Raw genomic sequence first — 15372 nt, 5'->3', positions numbered from 1 at the left:
AGGTCAAATTATGGCAAATTTCTTAAACAAACTAGGGCGTTTTATGGCAACGCATAAATTAGCAGGTGTATTTATCTGGGTGCTCATCATCGCATCTATTCTTACACCTATCGCTATAGATCCGCCAACTTTCTCTAACGAGATTAAGATGGATGGTATCAAATCACTTGATACGAATGAAAAGATTGAAGATAAGTACGGTATAGATAGTAGTAAAGCAACGATACGTATTGTCTTAAAATCAAATGAAGATGGTGAAATTACAAACAAAAATAATGTAACTGCGGTTACAAAGATGTTGGAAGATATTAAAAAAAATGATAAACATGTCGATAAAGTTTCTAATCCTTATGAGATGAAACTTATTAACAAAGATCAATCTGCCACATATGCAGATGTCACCTATGATACTGAACCAATTAATTTAAATAAAAAGTCTATCGATAAAGTTAAAGACGAAGTAAAGGAATTAAAAGAAGATACTACCTTACAGATTGAATTAACAGGTAGTGGGATGAATGCAGAAGATGAATTGGGTGTAACTAGTGAAGTCATTGGCATTAGTGTTGCATTTATTATATTAATGATTACTTTCGCTTCTCTAATCGCTGCAGGTATGCCAATTATTAGTGCTCTCATCGGTTTAATTTCAAGTGTTGGGATTATCGGTTTACTTACGCATATCTTTGAAATTCCCAATATCACAATGACACTAGCTGTAATGATTGGTCTCGCTCTTGGTATCGATTATGCATTATTTATTTTATATCGCTATCGTGAAATCAAGAAACATGAAAGAGATCATGTCAAAGCTATCGGACTTGCATTAGGAACTGCTGGCGGTGCTGTCGTCTTCGCTGGTATTACAGTCATGATCGCTGTATGTGGTCTATCGCTTGTAGGTATTAAGTTTTTATCAGTAATGGGGCTTGCTTCAGCATTAAGTGTTTTATTTGCAGTATTAACTTCTTTAACTTTAGTACCAACGCTAATCAGTGTATTTCATAAGCAAATAGAACCAAAAGCAACTGTTAGGAAAGAGAAACATTATGATACTTTCTGGTCAAAATTTGTTTTAGGTAAACCATGGATTGCAGCACTCTTAGGCTTAGTTTTTCTAAGTGGATTAATTATTCCTGTAAATGATATGCGTTTAGGTATACCTGATGACGGAATGAAGTCTGAAGATAGTACACAAAGAAAAGCTTATCATATCATTTCAGATGAATTCGGTGAAGGTTATAACGGGGTTATTCCAATGTTAATAAAAACTACTGCCGATAAAGACAATCCTAAAGTACTTCAAAGTAATGTTAAGCAAGTTATTAATGATATTAATGATATGGATCATGTGGATGTTGTATCTCCACCACAGATGGCAAAAGATAATAACTACGCATTGATTACTATTGTTCCTGAAAAAGGACCGAATGCAAAATCAACGAATGAGCTTGCAAAAGATTTACGTGATTATAATAAAGATGCAAAAGACAAATTTGATTATCAAACAGAAATATCTGGCCAGACTGTCATTAACATTGATATGTCTAAGAAACTAAATGATGCAATCCCTTTATTTGCAGGTGTTATAATATGTTTAGCTTTCGTATTACTTATGATCGTGTTTAGATCATTATTAATCCCATTAATTGCAGTTACCGGATTTTTATTATCACTTTTAGCTACACTTGGTTTTACTACATTAGTAATGCAGCAAGGTGTCATGAGTGAATTATTTGGTATAGATGCAAATGGGCCATTACTAGCTTTCTTACCAGTTATCACGATTGGATTATTATTCGGATTAGCTATGGATTATGAAGTATTCTTAATGTCGCGTGTACACGAAGAATATTCGAAAACTAAAAATAATTTACATTCGTTAAAAGTAGGAATAAAAGAAAGTGGCCCAGTAATTGTTGCTGCTGCACTTATTATGTTCAGTGTCTTCATCAGTTTCGTATTCCAGGATGATGTCATGATTAAGTCGATGGGAATTGCTTTAGCATTCGGTGTGCTGTTTGATGCTTTTATCGTGAGATTGATGATAGTTCCAGCTCTAACTTTATTATTTGGTAAAGCATCATGGTATCTACCAAAATGGTTAGATCGTATCCTTCCTGTTGTTGATATAGAAGGTCATAATTTAATGCATGACGAAGTTAAAATGCAGCAATCTACAAGCAATGTGTCTACAATTTATACACCATCTCAAAAAGCAATGACAGCATATATTAAAGACACAGATAAACATTCTATAAATGAAACGCAACTCGAAACAACCGTCCACACAAATAAAGCGACTACTAAAGAAATAGAAGTCGATAAAATGAGTCAACCTGAATTATTAGCTTTATTAAAACAACAGAGTAATAATATAAAAGATTTAAATACTCTGATTGAAAAATATATGAATAATTAAAAATAAGGACCACATGAATCAATTTTCATGTGGTCCTTATTTGTTATCTCACATACTGAATATCTAAAACATGCCACTTACCATTAATCTTTTCAGCGTTTAATGCTAAGTGACCATATTCATTCATTACTGTAGGAATTCTTTTACCCTTCACACCGTTCTCTTCTTCAACATAGCTGCCCTTTTCAGAACGATCTGGTTTACCGACTACTTTTTCAATATCAGTTAATGATTGTTTCGCAAAATCATAATCGACCATAAAGTTAGAAATTTTGTATGTCTTACCACAATCGTTAGAACGGTAATCCACACTTAAGAAATCATCCTTACCGTATGTTTGTGTCATTAAATAATCTTTACCAATACGTGTCGTTGAAGTTTCATTCGCTCCTCCAACAGCTTTCTTTGCCGCTTCTGGTGTCATCCATAACTTCAAGCCATAGAAATTATACTTTCCATCTCTGATTGCAAGTAATTCTTTCGCTGTAAATTTATGTGGCTTTTGATTTTTAATGCGTGATGTATTGTTCTCTTTATATTTTGAGTTAATCTTAGACAAATCCGTCATTGCCATTTCAATGATTTCAGATCTTTTATTAATGATCTTATAAGAAATTGAGAAATCGTTATAAACTTCTAATAAACTATATTTCTCTTTCATTGTATCTGTCGGTTTACCTAACATCGCCTTAATGTCATCGCGTGTTGTACGTTGATCACCCTGGTTTATAAATTCAAGACTATAAACTTTTGCCTGATTATATCCACCCTTACCAGTTTGATTAATCGCACTAATCATAACACTTCCAAATTGTGCAGTAACTTCTTTACCCGCTTCAGATGTACTATAACTTATCGTTTCTGGTGCACCTAACTTCTTAAGTACTTCTGCATAAGTTGTACCGATGCCAACACCTTTATATTTATATGTTAAATGCTTTAATGCATCAATCGTCTTTTGATTTTTAATGTTTGGAAACTTATGATCAACAGACTTTTCAATTTTACATGTCGGCTGTGACTTTGCTTCAGCAGCATGTCCTCCACCGATTAATGTTGATAATACTAATGCTGATGCTATAATTTTTTTCATGTTGATACCTCCAGTATTTTTCTTTCATTGTATCATGTAATATATATCTTGTATGTAAATTTATTGAAGTATTTAACAAGTTATTACTTTAGTGTATTAACTTTATATGTAGAATAATTCAATTGATTTGGGGTAATATTAAACTAAAGGAGTGATAACATGTTAATGATGACAATGTCGTTGGCGTTAATCTTATTTCTAATGGTTATCTTCGGTATCATCGCGTGGGTTGTCATTATGATGATTAACTCATCGAAAAATGCAGCGAAACAAAATACTTCAGCAATTGACAACAAACTTGATGCAGTTGAACGAGAGCATCATCGTAAAAATTCATAAGTCTAAAAACTAAAAAACCGTGAGCAAATCGCTCACGGTTTACTATTTTGTATACGAAACAACAGCTACATAATAATCTTTACCAACTTTTTCATACGTCAGACTCAAATTGTCATAGTCAACTGTCTTCTCTTTTACAAGTTTTCCTTGTTCGTTTTCATATGTATCAACACCATATGTGTCATCAGGTTTACCAAACAATGCTTTTATACGCTTTTCTGAGAGCTTCTTTTGTTCATAAGCAAATGAAATATTATATAATTTATATTTGCCATCACACTTTTCTGAATCATAAGAAAGCATCATCCAATCATTCACACCGTATGTTTGATCCAATGTCATCCCTTCTTCATCAATAAAGAATGATTCTGTATTAGATGCACCAACTTTTTTGTACACATCTGTTGATAACATTCCTGGTTTAATTCCTTTATAGCTATACTTACCATTTTTCATTGCCTTTAATTCTGTAATAGTCGGTAATTTTTCTGCTACATTTTTCAATTGATTCTTTCTAAAGTTACCTTTATAGAATACACGTGAATGATTATCATATTTCGGATGATACATCGCAACACTTTCAGCTAAATAACCTTTTGAAATCTCTGTATATTTCGCATGTAAATAGTCGAAGCTTTCTTCTAATGCATAGTCCTCATCGTGGAACTTACCTGTTGGTTCACCTAAAGTTGCAATGATATCACGACGTAACATACGTGCTTTATCGTTTAAATACATTTCGATAGAGATTAGTTTTAAACTATCACGTGTAATATAACGTTTCGGTGAATAGAATCCAAATTCATAGTCACCATATCCTGCATACATCATCGTTCCTTCTTTATCTTTCTCAATTTCCAGCGTTTCAGGTTGCCCTAGCTTTGATTTCACATATTTGTATGACTGATTTAATTTGACACCGCGTGCCTGATACGTACCGTTTTGTAATGCTTTTAAATCCTGCACACTATCTACAGATTTCGAATCATAATATTTGCCAGGTATTTCACATTGATTCACTGCTGCTTTTGCACCAGTAGTCGGTAATAATGCTGAAATGATAAGTGTTGCTGCTAATAATTTCTTCATTGCTTTCTCCTCAAGTAAATTAGTTTGTTAATATAAATTTTACTATATTGAAGAAATAATAAAAGTATTATTTTATTTAGTTTGTATTTAAAAAAATATAATTATGGTGTATTCTTTAACATGATTTTTATCCTTCAAATACAATCGTATTCATCTGTGCAGGTGCGACAATGACCGGCCAGTAGAAAGGTCCACCGCGCCATCCTTCATTCTCATTTCCGTTTTGTCTGAGCAGCATTACAGTTGGATGTGTCGTACCAAGCTGATAACTTTGTTTAAGTTCATCCTGTCCGTTATCTGGTCGATCTGCAAACCTTACGCCATCTTGACGGTAGCGTGATATATTACGGTTTTCACGTGTAACAATCCAGACATATCCTGTATTGTTTCCTGGTAGTCTTGATAAATAATTGAGTATAGCGCTATAAGTTTCAACGTTCCACTCATACCCTTCTTCCATGATGAGACATTCTGTTATTTCTTTAAGTATCGGAATTACTTTCTGAACAGGTACGAGTATATGACGTGCGTCTTTGTTATTTTGATCGATGGCAAACTTACGTAAATCTTGTATCATCGTATCCAGCTTCTTTGTACGACGTATCATCTCGCTACGGCTTTTCGTCTGAAATCCAACCGGTAAGAAACGTTTCTTTCCTTTAATCGTAATCACTTTCGACAACAGAATTTTATTAGGGTTACATGGTACAATGTCTTTCTTTGTATCATGCATCATAAAGATAACTTCTCCCGCATTACGTCCAGTTTCAAATGCCTTCCTTAAATCTTCATCAAACGCATGCATACGTTCCATCACGTCATAGATTCTGTGTGTTGTATAAAATCTCGTCACAGACAAATCTTCTTTTGGTCGTGCCCCGTACATACGCGAATGCTGGAGTACCGTATCTTGCTGAAACTTCTTCGGATCTCGTCCGTAATAGAAACCAATTAAATTGCCGATTGTGATGCCGCGATCAAGAATTTGACCACCGATAAAGAAGTTAAGTGGTGCTCGAAGTTTCAGTTCTCCTCGTTTATCCAGTAATTGATTTACATCTTGTTCTGAATTAACGATAGTAATCAACAGCTCTTCATCAAGAAATGCTGATTTTACCGCTTCATAAACGTCGCTTTCATCCGGAAAATAATTTGATTCTGAAGATAATTTAAATCCTTCATATGCTTTCAGAATAATTGATTTAAATGCAGCTTCGTTTTCTTCAATCAGTTGTGTGAGCTTCTGTTCTATCTTCAACACAACTTTGTATTGCCACATATGTGCGCGTTTTGTCGTAATGGTATGCATAATAAAAGCATACTTTTTAGGTCGTTCCTGTTGAGCTATTTGTTGAAGGTTACGAATCTTACCACCGACTACAAAGTTAATCAGTGCATTGCGCAACCCATTTAATTGTTTAGTAGTAAGTACATATGCATCTTTTACACGTCGGTTATCTTCTTTACGTAACAGCTCCAGTTCAGTTTCACTTACCGGTTGATAGACGTGACTTGCAGAACCTTCATATTTAGAATGTTCGAAATAGAACTTTCCTCCTACATACGACTGATATGTCGGTACAAGCACTGTAAAAGCTGGCCGTTTCGGTTGATAACCACGTGCAGATAACACTTCACTGTCCGGCTGTAAATATAGTGAATACGGTGTCGCAGTTACTTGTAAGTAGGCTGCTGTAGGAATTTCTCTTTTGATTTGATCGAGTTGGGATGCAATGACCTTGAGTTCCGTTAAGTTCTTATCCTTATCTTTATCATAAACAACTGACGCATAATCTGCTTCATCATCGATAATCATCATCTGACGCTTTCTAAGTACCGGATACATTTCAAATAAAGCTTTCGTTAATCGTTCCACATTCTTCTTTTCTTTCTTAACGACAATGACGATTTTCTTATTTAGTTCAAATTTACGTAAATCATCAGGTAGACTCATGATGTCATAGGCTGACATATAGTCCAGATCAATCAATTCCTCATATTCTTTATGCAGCCGTTCATACGTTTGTCGTGCAAGTGCATTAGCGTTCTTAGTTAAGATAATCACTACCTCAAAGCCATTATCAAAGCCAAGTGCCATCGAGCCCATAAAGCTACGTGTCTTCCCAGACTGTATACGCCCAAGAAGCATACCAGGCTTATTTTCTGATGTAGATATTTCTATTAAGTTATTTACAGTATCATGCATTGCTTTTAATTCATCTTTTGAATAATTGTTTTTATGTTGAAGTGTTTTAATAAACACACCCTGATTTAAATCCATAATCTTCTCCTAAACTTAACAATAAAAAGAAACCAGCAGTCAGCTGATTTCTCTATTTTTATGGTGAAAGCGGCTGTAAATTCTAAATACAGCCGCTTCCGCAACATTTCCCATTCATCCAAACTCCCCTACGGCTGCACTGGTAATCCAGTATTCGGATCTACTGTTGGTGCTGCTGTTGGCGTTTCTGTCGTAGATTGTGCTCCTGTACGCTCTACTTGTAATGCACTTTCAAATGCAGCGGCTGGTGATGAAGTGTTTGTGCCTTGCGGAATCACACCATTGGCTACACCACTTTGATATGCTGCCATTTTCTCATCATATGTATAATCGTTACTGTATATAATCTGGCTTAATGTATTTCTATTCGTAATATTATTAACATTCTCTTTGACAACTTCTTCTGTCGTCACTGCTTCTGTAGTATTCACTTCTTCAGTCGTAGCTGCAGTTTCAGTTGTTTCTGTTTCAGTCGTATTTGAATCATTTTTATTTGATTTATGTTTTTCACGACTCGCTTTAATTTTCTTTCTAGCGATATCTGCAGCACTTTCTTTTTGCTCAGTCTTCACTTTTTCTTTCGGTGCAGTATCTTCTTTACCACATGCTACAAGTATAATTGCTGCCGATAATAAAATACTCATCTTTTTTACGTTCATGTGTTCATCTCCGTTCTAAATTTCACCCAAATTCTATGATACTACAAATTCACAATATACGGTAAATTTTCTATGCTATACTAGTGGTAAAATTATATGGAGGCGACATTATGAATTTCAATCAAAGTATATCGCTATCTAAAAAATCTCCGAGCAATATTCCATGGTACGCGACGCTACTTATTGCATTTGCAATCTTCTTTATCGTTCAAATCATTGCTGGATTAATATTAGTGCCCATTATTCTCGCATTCAATCCAACGGCAACACTTACTGAATTACAAGAAGAACCGCTCAGTACGCTCATCAGTTTGTTAATCTTTCCTTTCTTGCTCGTTGCATGTCTGATCATCAATAAATTTGCCTATCGTCATCCTGTCCAGGCATTGGGTTTCTTTAAAGAAAAAGTATTTTCTAAATATGGATTCGGATTGCTTCTAGGGATGGCAATCATCATTATCGTCTACCTCATCAATCTATTATTCGGTGCAATGCAGAGCACGGTTAACGCTAGTATTCCTTGGTTTACTTTAACATGGGTGATTGGACTATTTATGATACAAGGTTTAACTGAAGAAGTGATTGCCAGAGGTTTCTTGATGAACAAAATCAGCTATCAAATCGGTGTGCCTGCTGGTATCATCATCAATTCAGCATTCTTCTCATTTCTGCATTTCTTAAATCCGAATACGAGTATCCTTAGCTTTGTTAACTTATTCCTGGCAGGTATCGTATTCTCACTATTATTCTACTGGTCTGATAATATTTGGCTGACAGGCGCTGCACATAGCTTCTGGAACATAACACTTGGTGTATTTTTAGGCAATGAAGTAAGTGGGCAGGCTTTACCAGCAACCATCTTAAATACTGAATCGAATATGGATAAAGCTATTATAAATGGTGGGCATTTCGGGTTAGAAGGTGGGCTTGTTGTCACTGTCATCTCAATTCTCGTGATCGCTTTATTACTAAAATTAAGTCTTAAAAAATACGGTACACAAAAAAGAGCCTAACTTGGCTCTTTTTGTTTAGCATAATTTGTATACTTTTTATGTTATTAGTCTCTTACTTTAATCATATATTTTAAATTACCTTTATATCGATCAAAACCAACGATTACTTTATATCCATTATGTTTATCTGCATTATAAGTTACTTGTGTTTCATCTACTCTATTAACGACGTGTTTAACTGATGTCGGTTTACCAAATTTATCTATGATTGTTTTATAACTATATGGGTATGTTGCAATGACAGCTGTTTGTTTCACTTTCATAGGATAATTTGCAGTTAAACTATACCCTACATTCCCATTCGATAAGAAATAGCCAAAGCCTGTTCCAGTCATCTTACATACAGGCCTCTCATAGTTTAATGATTGACCAGGGGCAGTCGTATTTAAGCGATAGCTATTAGTACCAAAGAAGTGATTGATAAATGAATTACTGAATAGATTAAGTTTATTACCTTTTGAAACCGGACATGTCACTTTTCTCACTGGACTCGGTGCATAATTCGAAGATGCCCACTGCTTATAAGTCATTGTATCAGGACCTTCTAATCCTGCAGGAATTGTTGTTTGTTTGTGCAGTTTCACTGCTATTAGTGAAGGTAGGAATGCATCAATAGAACGTTTCATTTCTTTCTCATAACTGATGGCATCGCGCTTGTAATTTGCATAGTCTCTATGATTTGGGCCAAGTTTCTTAAGTTCCGATTGTAATGTTTTAGACATGCGATACGTATTGTAATTTACTTTTCCGGCAACTTTCTTCTTGATAGCTACAGTATTATTATTAATCGGAATATAAATGTTACCTTTCGCTATTAAATAGTCATAACCATCTAACACTTTACGTTCAACTATGGTGATTTTTCTACCTTTGTATAACTTAATCACATTATAATTTGCTTTGTCAAATGCATATACTGATTGTTTCAATACCGCTTCATAGCTTTGAATTTTACGTGGTAAATCACTTGGACGAGTTTCTGCATGTGCTGAATTTGACAATAATAATGACCCTGCAACAATCCCCATTACAATTTGCTTTTTCATTGGAATACCTCCATCAGTTATTTTCTTTTATTATACATGAAGCAAAGGAAATAATACACAACAGTTGAATAATATTAACAATTATTTCAATAATCTTCCTATATTCCTACACGTGTTACTGATTAATCTTTCAGCATTATCCATCGCATCATCGAGTGACATCGGTCCATCAGTAATTGAGTGGATACTTAAGAAGTGATCATAAAGTGCTTCGTAATTTGTACCTAAGCCCCCTGCCACAAGTATTGATTGCACGCCCACATCATTCCCTCTATTTGCAACACAAACTGGTAGCTTTCCGTACTGTGTCTGGAAGTCACTTTTCCCTTCACCAGTGAAGATATAATCGAATGTCTTTAAATCAAGATCGTTCAATACAATATCTGCAATATATTCAGCACCACTATGCATCACAGCACCAACACATAATAATCCATATCCTATGCCACCAGCTGCACCGGCACCTTCTATATGATGACAGTGTACATTTAAATGTTGTTCTAATTTAACAGCAAATGAGGCAATACTTTCATCAAAAGCTTTCATCTCTTCTTCTTCAATTCCCTTTTGTTTACCATAAGTATATGTTGCACCATGCTCACCGGTTAAAGGGTTTGTCACATCACAAATTAAATGAAGTTCAATTTCTTTTAGCGCAGGTATCAGGTGGCCTTTTATCAATCTAATTTCGGATAAGTTTCTACCATTAATAGTAAGGATTCGTCCTTTATTATCAATAAATTGTAATCCAAGTGCCTCTAATAAACCTGCACCGCCATCATTCGTTAGACTACCACCTAAACCGATAAATACTTTCTTATATCCACGTTCAATTAACTGACGTATAACATCACCAACACCAAAGCTTGAAGCAAGATAAGGATTACGCGCTCGCGTTACTTCCATTCCGATAATATTAGCCACTTCAATCACTGCAGTTGTGTCATCAAGCTTGCCATAATATGTCGTCAATGGCCTTCTATACATATCAACAGTATGTATCTCTTCTTTCTTACCATTCAATCCATAGATTAATGCATCAACCGTTCCTTCTCCACCATCTGCCATCGGTCGAAGCATCACTTCAGCACCTTGTATTGAAGATTGTAGTCCTTCAGCCATGCATTCTGCCACACGCATCGCACTTAAACATTCTTTGTAAGAATCAGGGGCTATTAAAATTTTCATCGTAAATCCCTCCTCTATTATCATCCATAATACATCAATCTAACTTCAGTTTGATTTGATAAAACGCATTTATGGTATGATAATTGTATATTATATTATTTTATACATTCAAAAGGAGTACATGATGAAGTTCGGTAATATTTTAATTGGACTTTTTGCATTATTATTTTTTATGGCACAAATTTTTAATTTATATGATGGGATTACACATAATGATCCGAATAGAGTCGTCAATGCGCTCTATTTAATATCCATTGGGTTATTTATGCTATTTAATTTATACAATGCAATGCTTACGCAGTCTGGTAAAGTTGTGACGACTGCCATGGTTAAACAACAGCTTATAGCAGCAATTCTGCTATTTATATTCGGGTTAATTGTGTTAATCGGTATATTTGTTTATGATTTAGGCATATTAACGAAAATCGTTGAATTCATGCTTATTTTATCTGTATTTTTCGAAATACGTACACGTATTAATCAGTTAAATGGAAAAAACAAGCAGTAGCTCGTATGCTATCGCTTGTTTTTTATTCCGGCACGATATCCTGAATCAACATTTGCCAGTCTTTTTTGCGTGTCTCTTTTAACAGACCTCTCATGTTGAGAATATCTTTCTTACGATACGTATCATAACGCAATACTTCGTTTGGGTGTAATGAAGGTTGCTTATAATTTGTAAACACGAATAACTTGTCGTATTGAGCAAGTTCCGGGATATGAGCAAACCACCTTGTTCTATCCGTACTTCTCGCGATTAAGCTCATTCCTTTAGCCATCGCTTCTCTTACCGTTTCTACAGCTGCAACCTGACTAGGCAATAGTTCGTTATAGAATGTTACATCATCTCTTGAGTATGATGGATATGGATAATATTGCAATGTGAACAATTGATTAGGATGGAAGTAACCAATTTCTTGTTCTATGTATTGGTACATATAATGATAATGCCAGTTTAATGAATTCTCTTTATTTAACTTACCATCTGTAAATTCATAGGGTGAATAATTGGGTAAGTCGAGATGCAGATTATCAAACTTAACACGTTTTTCATATTCTGATGGGTGATATTTCGGATCAAACGAAGGATTGACAAGCATAATCAATAACTTTGCCTGTTCTAAATTGCCTGTATATGGCTCTGGTGCCCATATATGAATATGTTCTTCGTCTTTCACCATTTTATTTTTATGATCTAATTTATACATCCCATTTACCTGTAGTAGATGTCTTTCAAATTTCAAACGTTCCTGCAGCTTTCTACTATTTAATTGTGTGATTTCATCGAAAAAATGGGGATAATGTTCTTTGAAAAATTCAAGGTCAAATGGATGAAAAGCTGCATAATTCGATACATGTTCTGGTGTATTTTCCGGAAACGTTGTATAGTGTTTCCAGAAGCGTTGCACGCTACTCACTTAACTTATAACCTCGTCTATGATAACGCCTTAATGAAATTTTTGGTGTTTCTCTGGAGTCTTCAATTTTTCTTATCGCAGTACCATTTTTATCTTGAATATAATGGACATAACAGTTAATCATGCCGCTTTGATTTTTACTTTTTTGTTGTAGCCATTCCTGAATTTCCTGCTGACTTAATAATAAATATTCGATACCTGATGGATTATCTGTTATGTATTCTGAACGTTCATCAACTTTAACCATTAAGGCGTAATAATCATGGTCACTGAAGATTTGCTCATCACCTTTATGCCATGCAGCAACGCGTTTCTTAATGATCAACTCTTCATCTCTGAGAAACTCATAATCTCTTGAAGTACTCACATAGATCGTAAAGTAGCGTTCCCCTATTTGACATGTTAACACATTATATTTTAAACTGATAAATTCGATATCAGGATTTTCAGTTCGTAATTCCTGCTTTAAAAACTCTACCATATCCAAACGTTTAAAGCTTCTTGGTTTAGTAAGTTCTGCTTTCTTATGACGACGATCATCCACTCGACTAGACATTAGCGGAATTTGAGAGGTCATTATCTTTTGATATACATCTAGAATAGATTGTTTATCTTGTCCTGTAATATATTCGACAGAATCCAGTGCATAATTGGTGTAGATTAGCGTCCTTAAAATGAGTTGGTCTGCGTCATTTAGTTTTAATTCCGGATATTTTTTATTCATATCATCTAATACTAAATACATATCAATCGTATTCAATAAAATAACCTCCTTTTGTATATCTATATAATTTAATTATATCAAATTATACACAATATTTTATTGAAGCATTGACATTAAATTCTAATTTTGAAAATAATAAAACTAACATAAAAATAACTAAATAAAAATAAAACTAACGTAGAATAATATTTTTTTGAAATTAGTTATGACTAACAACATTTTTAAGTGATAGCACAAACTAATCAACTTTAATAATGTAAATAACCACCAATAATTGCATATTATTGGTGGTTACGAATGTTTACAATATTTAATTTTTAAAATGCAAATTTTCTTAGTATTTCTTTAATGTCTTCGGGATGTAATTGTGCAACATAAGCAATACTTCCATTCACATCAAATGATAATAATGTATTACCCTGAATGTAATTAATCGTACCTGCTTGTGGATAATAAAGATCGCCTTCTCCCCAATATTTATTCATATCACTCACTGTAAAGTATTGCGGAATACCTGCAAAACTAATTGAACGCAGACGATACTGCTCCGGTTTATCACCACGTTTACCTGTAAAGTAAAGAATCGTATTATCACCACGTTCTGTCATATAGTGATATTCAAAATCATAACGTTGATAAAGTGACGTCACCTTAAAAGAAGGTTTCACCCATTTTTGCTTCACATAGCCGTACGTGTTACCGATTTTAATACCGTTTAATTTATAATTCCCTTTTTTCATCGCCTGAATAACCGTCTTATTCTTTAAGTTAGGAACAGAGGGTTTCTTTAATGCCGCATTCGCATCGATTGTTAATGTGAAAAGGAGTAGCATTGCCAGACAACATGTTAATAGTTTTTTCATATTCATCATCCTCTCATCAGTTCCATTATATAACAAATCAATATAAAGAAGTGAATAATAATAAAGAATTTTAAAGAATTAAATTTTAATAAAATACTTTCGTTAATTATGATTAATTTGAACAAATTAACGTTATTATCTATTATTACAAACTTATAATTAATCAGTAATTATTCATTTTTTGGTATATTGTTCAAAAACATGTAATCCATTAAACTATGATTAATAAGCTAAAGGAGGATACATATGAAGTGTACAGCATGTGGGTTTCCAATTGAACCGGGAGATCGCTTTTGTGGTGAATGTGGACATCCAGTAGAACAACCAAACGAAAAAGTCGTTTATACCCCACCAGTTCAAGAGGAGAAAAATGATGAATTAATACCTCAATCAGAACCAGTGATTAATAAACGTGAGCCTATTATCAATCAGCAAGATGTAATAACAGAAGAACCTCAACTGACAAAGGTTGATGAACCGAAAGAAAAATCATTTACTGAAACTGAAAAAGTTGAAAACAGCGGAGCGACACATATGAAGTCTGAACCTGTGAGAAAAGAGTATCCAAAGATTGAAATAGATACTGAAAAACTAGCGAATCAATCACAACAAGTAGCAAAGGAAAGCTATGGCTTTGTCAGCAGTGCATTGAAGGAACATGATAACATCTTAAGTGGAGAAAGAAAGTTCTCTATGGGCTTACTCCTTGGATTAATCGGAGCAGGTATATTAATAATCTTTATTGGCACACTTATAAATTTACCGGATATTATTGAAATGAGCGGACAAAGCAAATTCACAATCGCATTTAAGTTTGCTTTTGGTGTGCTAATACTCCTCGCTATTTCTATTGGTGTCACATTTGGCGCAATCGTATTAAACGTCGCATCTAAAGTTGATTTCCATAAATTTTTATCAGATTATGTCTTACTCAATACCGTTTCTATTGCACTTATCGTTATTGGATTTATATTAACATGGATTGACTTACGTATCGCGCCATCATTTTTATTTATTTTAGGCATTACATCTATATTTATCTCATCTGTTTATCTTATTGCAAGATATGCAGCACATAGACCATCGAGAATCGCAAGTTTTTATGGTGTTATCCTTTATTGTGTCGTCGTATTGATTGCCTACTATTTCGTATTTGATTTTGCGATTAGAGATATACAAAATGCAGTAATGAGTACGCTACAAAATTTCAATTTACCATTTAATTTATAAGGAGGAA

General features: G+C 34.1%; 14 protein-coding genes. 5 read left to right on the top strand and 9 right to left on the bottom strand.

Translation table 11 applies throughout. The annotated features are described in order from the left end of the window. Positions 1–10: 10 nt before the first annotated feature. Positions 11–2422: an MMPL family transporter gene (locus KFV12_RS02760; protein WP_254257225.1), complete on the top strand. Its 2412-nt coding sequence runs from the start codon at positions 11–13 to the stop codon at positions 2420–2422. Positions 2423–2465: 43 nt separating this feature from the next. Here KFV12_RS02760 and KFV12_RS02755 read toward each other — a convergent pair whose 3' ends face one another. Continuing rightward, the gene (locus KFV12_RS02755) at positions 2466–3515 is read right to left on the bottom strand and encodes a hypothetical protein (RefSeq protein WP_254257224.1); all 1050 of its coding nucleotides are present in this window, start codon (positions 3513–3515) and stop codon (positions 2466–2468) included. A gap of 159 nt (positions 3516–3674) precedes the next feature. Between KFV12_RS02755 and KFV12_RS02750 the strand changes: the two genes are divergently transcribed. After that, the gene (locus KFV12_RS02750) at positions 3675–3854 is read left to right on the top strand and encodes a hypothetical protein (protein ID WP_133446609.1); all 180 of its coding nucleotides are present in this window, start codon (positions 3675–3677) and stop codon (positions 3852–3854) included. Positions 3855–3896: 42 nt separating this feature from the next. Here the strand turns inward: KFV12_RS02750 and KFV12_RS02745 are convergent, their stop codons facing one another. From KFV12_RS02745 to KFV12_RS02735, 3 genes are all read right to left on the bottom strand, one after another. Beyond that, the gene (locus KFV12_RS02745) at positions 3897–4943 is read right to left on the bottom strand and encodes a hypothetical protein (protein ID WP_254257223.1); all 1047 of its coding nucleotides are present in this window, start codon (positions 4941–4943) and stop codon (positions 3897–3899) included. Between the two features lie 127 nt (positions 4944–5070). After that, entirely contained in the window at positions 5071–7224 is a 2154-nt protein-coding gene (locus KFV12_RS02740; RefSeq protein WP_254257222.1) for a Z1 domain-containing protein, read from the bottom strand. A gap of 128 nt (positions 7225–7352) precedes the next feature. Next, a complete protein-coding gene (locus KFV12_RS02735) occupies positions 7353–7883 on the bottom strand; it encodes a hypothetical protein (protein ID WP_111714065.1) in 531 nt (176 codons plus the stop codon). Positions 7884–7993: 110 nt separating this feature from the next. Here KFV12_RS02735 and KFV12_RS02730 point away from each other — a divergent pair, with 110 nt between their 5' ends. Beyond that, complete coding sequence (locus KFV12_RS02730) at positions 7994–8896, top strand: CPBP family intramembrane glutamic endopeptidase (protein WP_239243431.1); 903 nt, start codon at positions 7994–7996, stop codon at positions 8894–8896. A 44-nt stretch (positions 8897–8940) separates the two neighbouring features. On the opposite strand, the gene KFV12_RS02725 is transcribed toward KFV12_RS02730, so the two are convergent. Then, on the bottom strand, positions 8941–9942 hold the full coding sequence (locus tag KFV12_RS02725; RefSeq protein ID WP_133422441.1) for a hypothetical protein: 1002 nt from the start codon (positions 9940–9942) through the stop codon (positions 8941–8943). A gap of 81 nt (positions 9943–10023) precedes the next feature. Then, complete coding sequence (locus KFV12_RS02720; RefSeq protein ID WP_254257221.1) at positions 10024–11130, bottom strand: glycerate kinase; 1107 nt, start codon at positions 11128–11130, stop codon at positions 10024–10026. A 124-nt stretch (positions 11131–11254) separates the two neighbouring features. On the opposite strand from KFV12_RS02720, the gene KFV12_RS02715 reads away from it, so the two are divergent. Next, a complete protein-coding gene (locus KFV12_RS02715; protein ID WP_254257220.1) occupies positions 11255–11638 on the top strand; it encodes a hypothetical protein in 384 nt (127 codons plus the stop codon). Between the two features lie 22 nt (positions 11639–11660). On the opposite strand, the gene KFV12_RS02710 is transcribed toward KFV12_RS02715, so the two are convergent. From KFV12_RS02710 to KFV12_RS02700, 3 genes are all read right to left on the bottom strand, one after another. Next, positions 11661–12548, bottom strand: a complete 888-nt coding sequence (locus tag KFV12_RS02710) for a hypothetical protein (RefSeq protein WP_254257219.1) — start codon at positions 12546–12548, stop codon at positions 11661–11663. Then, a complete protein-coding gene (locus KFV12_RS02705; RefSeq protein WP_254257218.1) occupies positions 12541–13308 on the bottom strand; it encodes a hypothetical protein in 768 nt (255 codons plus the stop codon). The genes KFV12_RS02710 and KFV12_RS02705 overlap by 8 nt, the downstream gene beginning before the upstream one ends. 281 nt (positions 13309–13589) lie before the next feature. Beyond that, positions 13590–14135, bottom strand: a complete 546-nt coding sequence (locus KFV12_RS02700) for a hypothetical protein (protein WP_240839354.1) — start codon at positions 14133–14135, stop codon at positions 13590–13592. 246 nt (positions 14136–14381) lie between these two features. Here KFV12_RS02700 and KFV12_RS02695 point away from each other — a divergent pair, with 246 nt between their 5' ends. Beyond that, positions 14382–15365 carry a zinc ribbon domain-containing protein gene (locus tag KFV12_RS02695; protein ID WP_254257217.1) on the top strand — a complete coding sequence of 328 codons (984 nt, stop codon included), beginning with the start codon at positions 14382–14384 and terminating at the stop codon, positions 15363–15365. Positions 15366–15372 lie beyond the last annotated feature (7 nt).

Source organism: Macrococcus epidermidis (assembly GCF_024205965.1).
Taxonomy (GTDB): Bacteria; Bacillota; Bacilli; order Staphylococcales; family Staphylococcaceae; genus Macrococcoides; species Macrococcoides epidermidis.
Note: the sequence above shows the minus strand (reverse complement) of the source record. Positions and strands in the feature narration are given on the sequence as shown.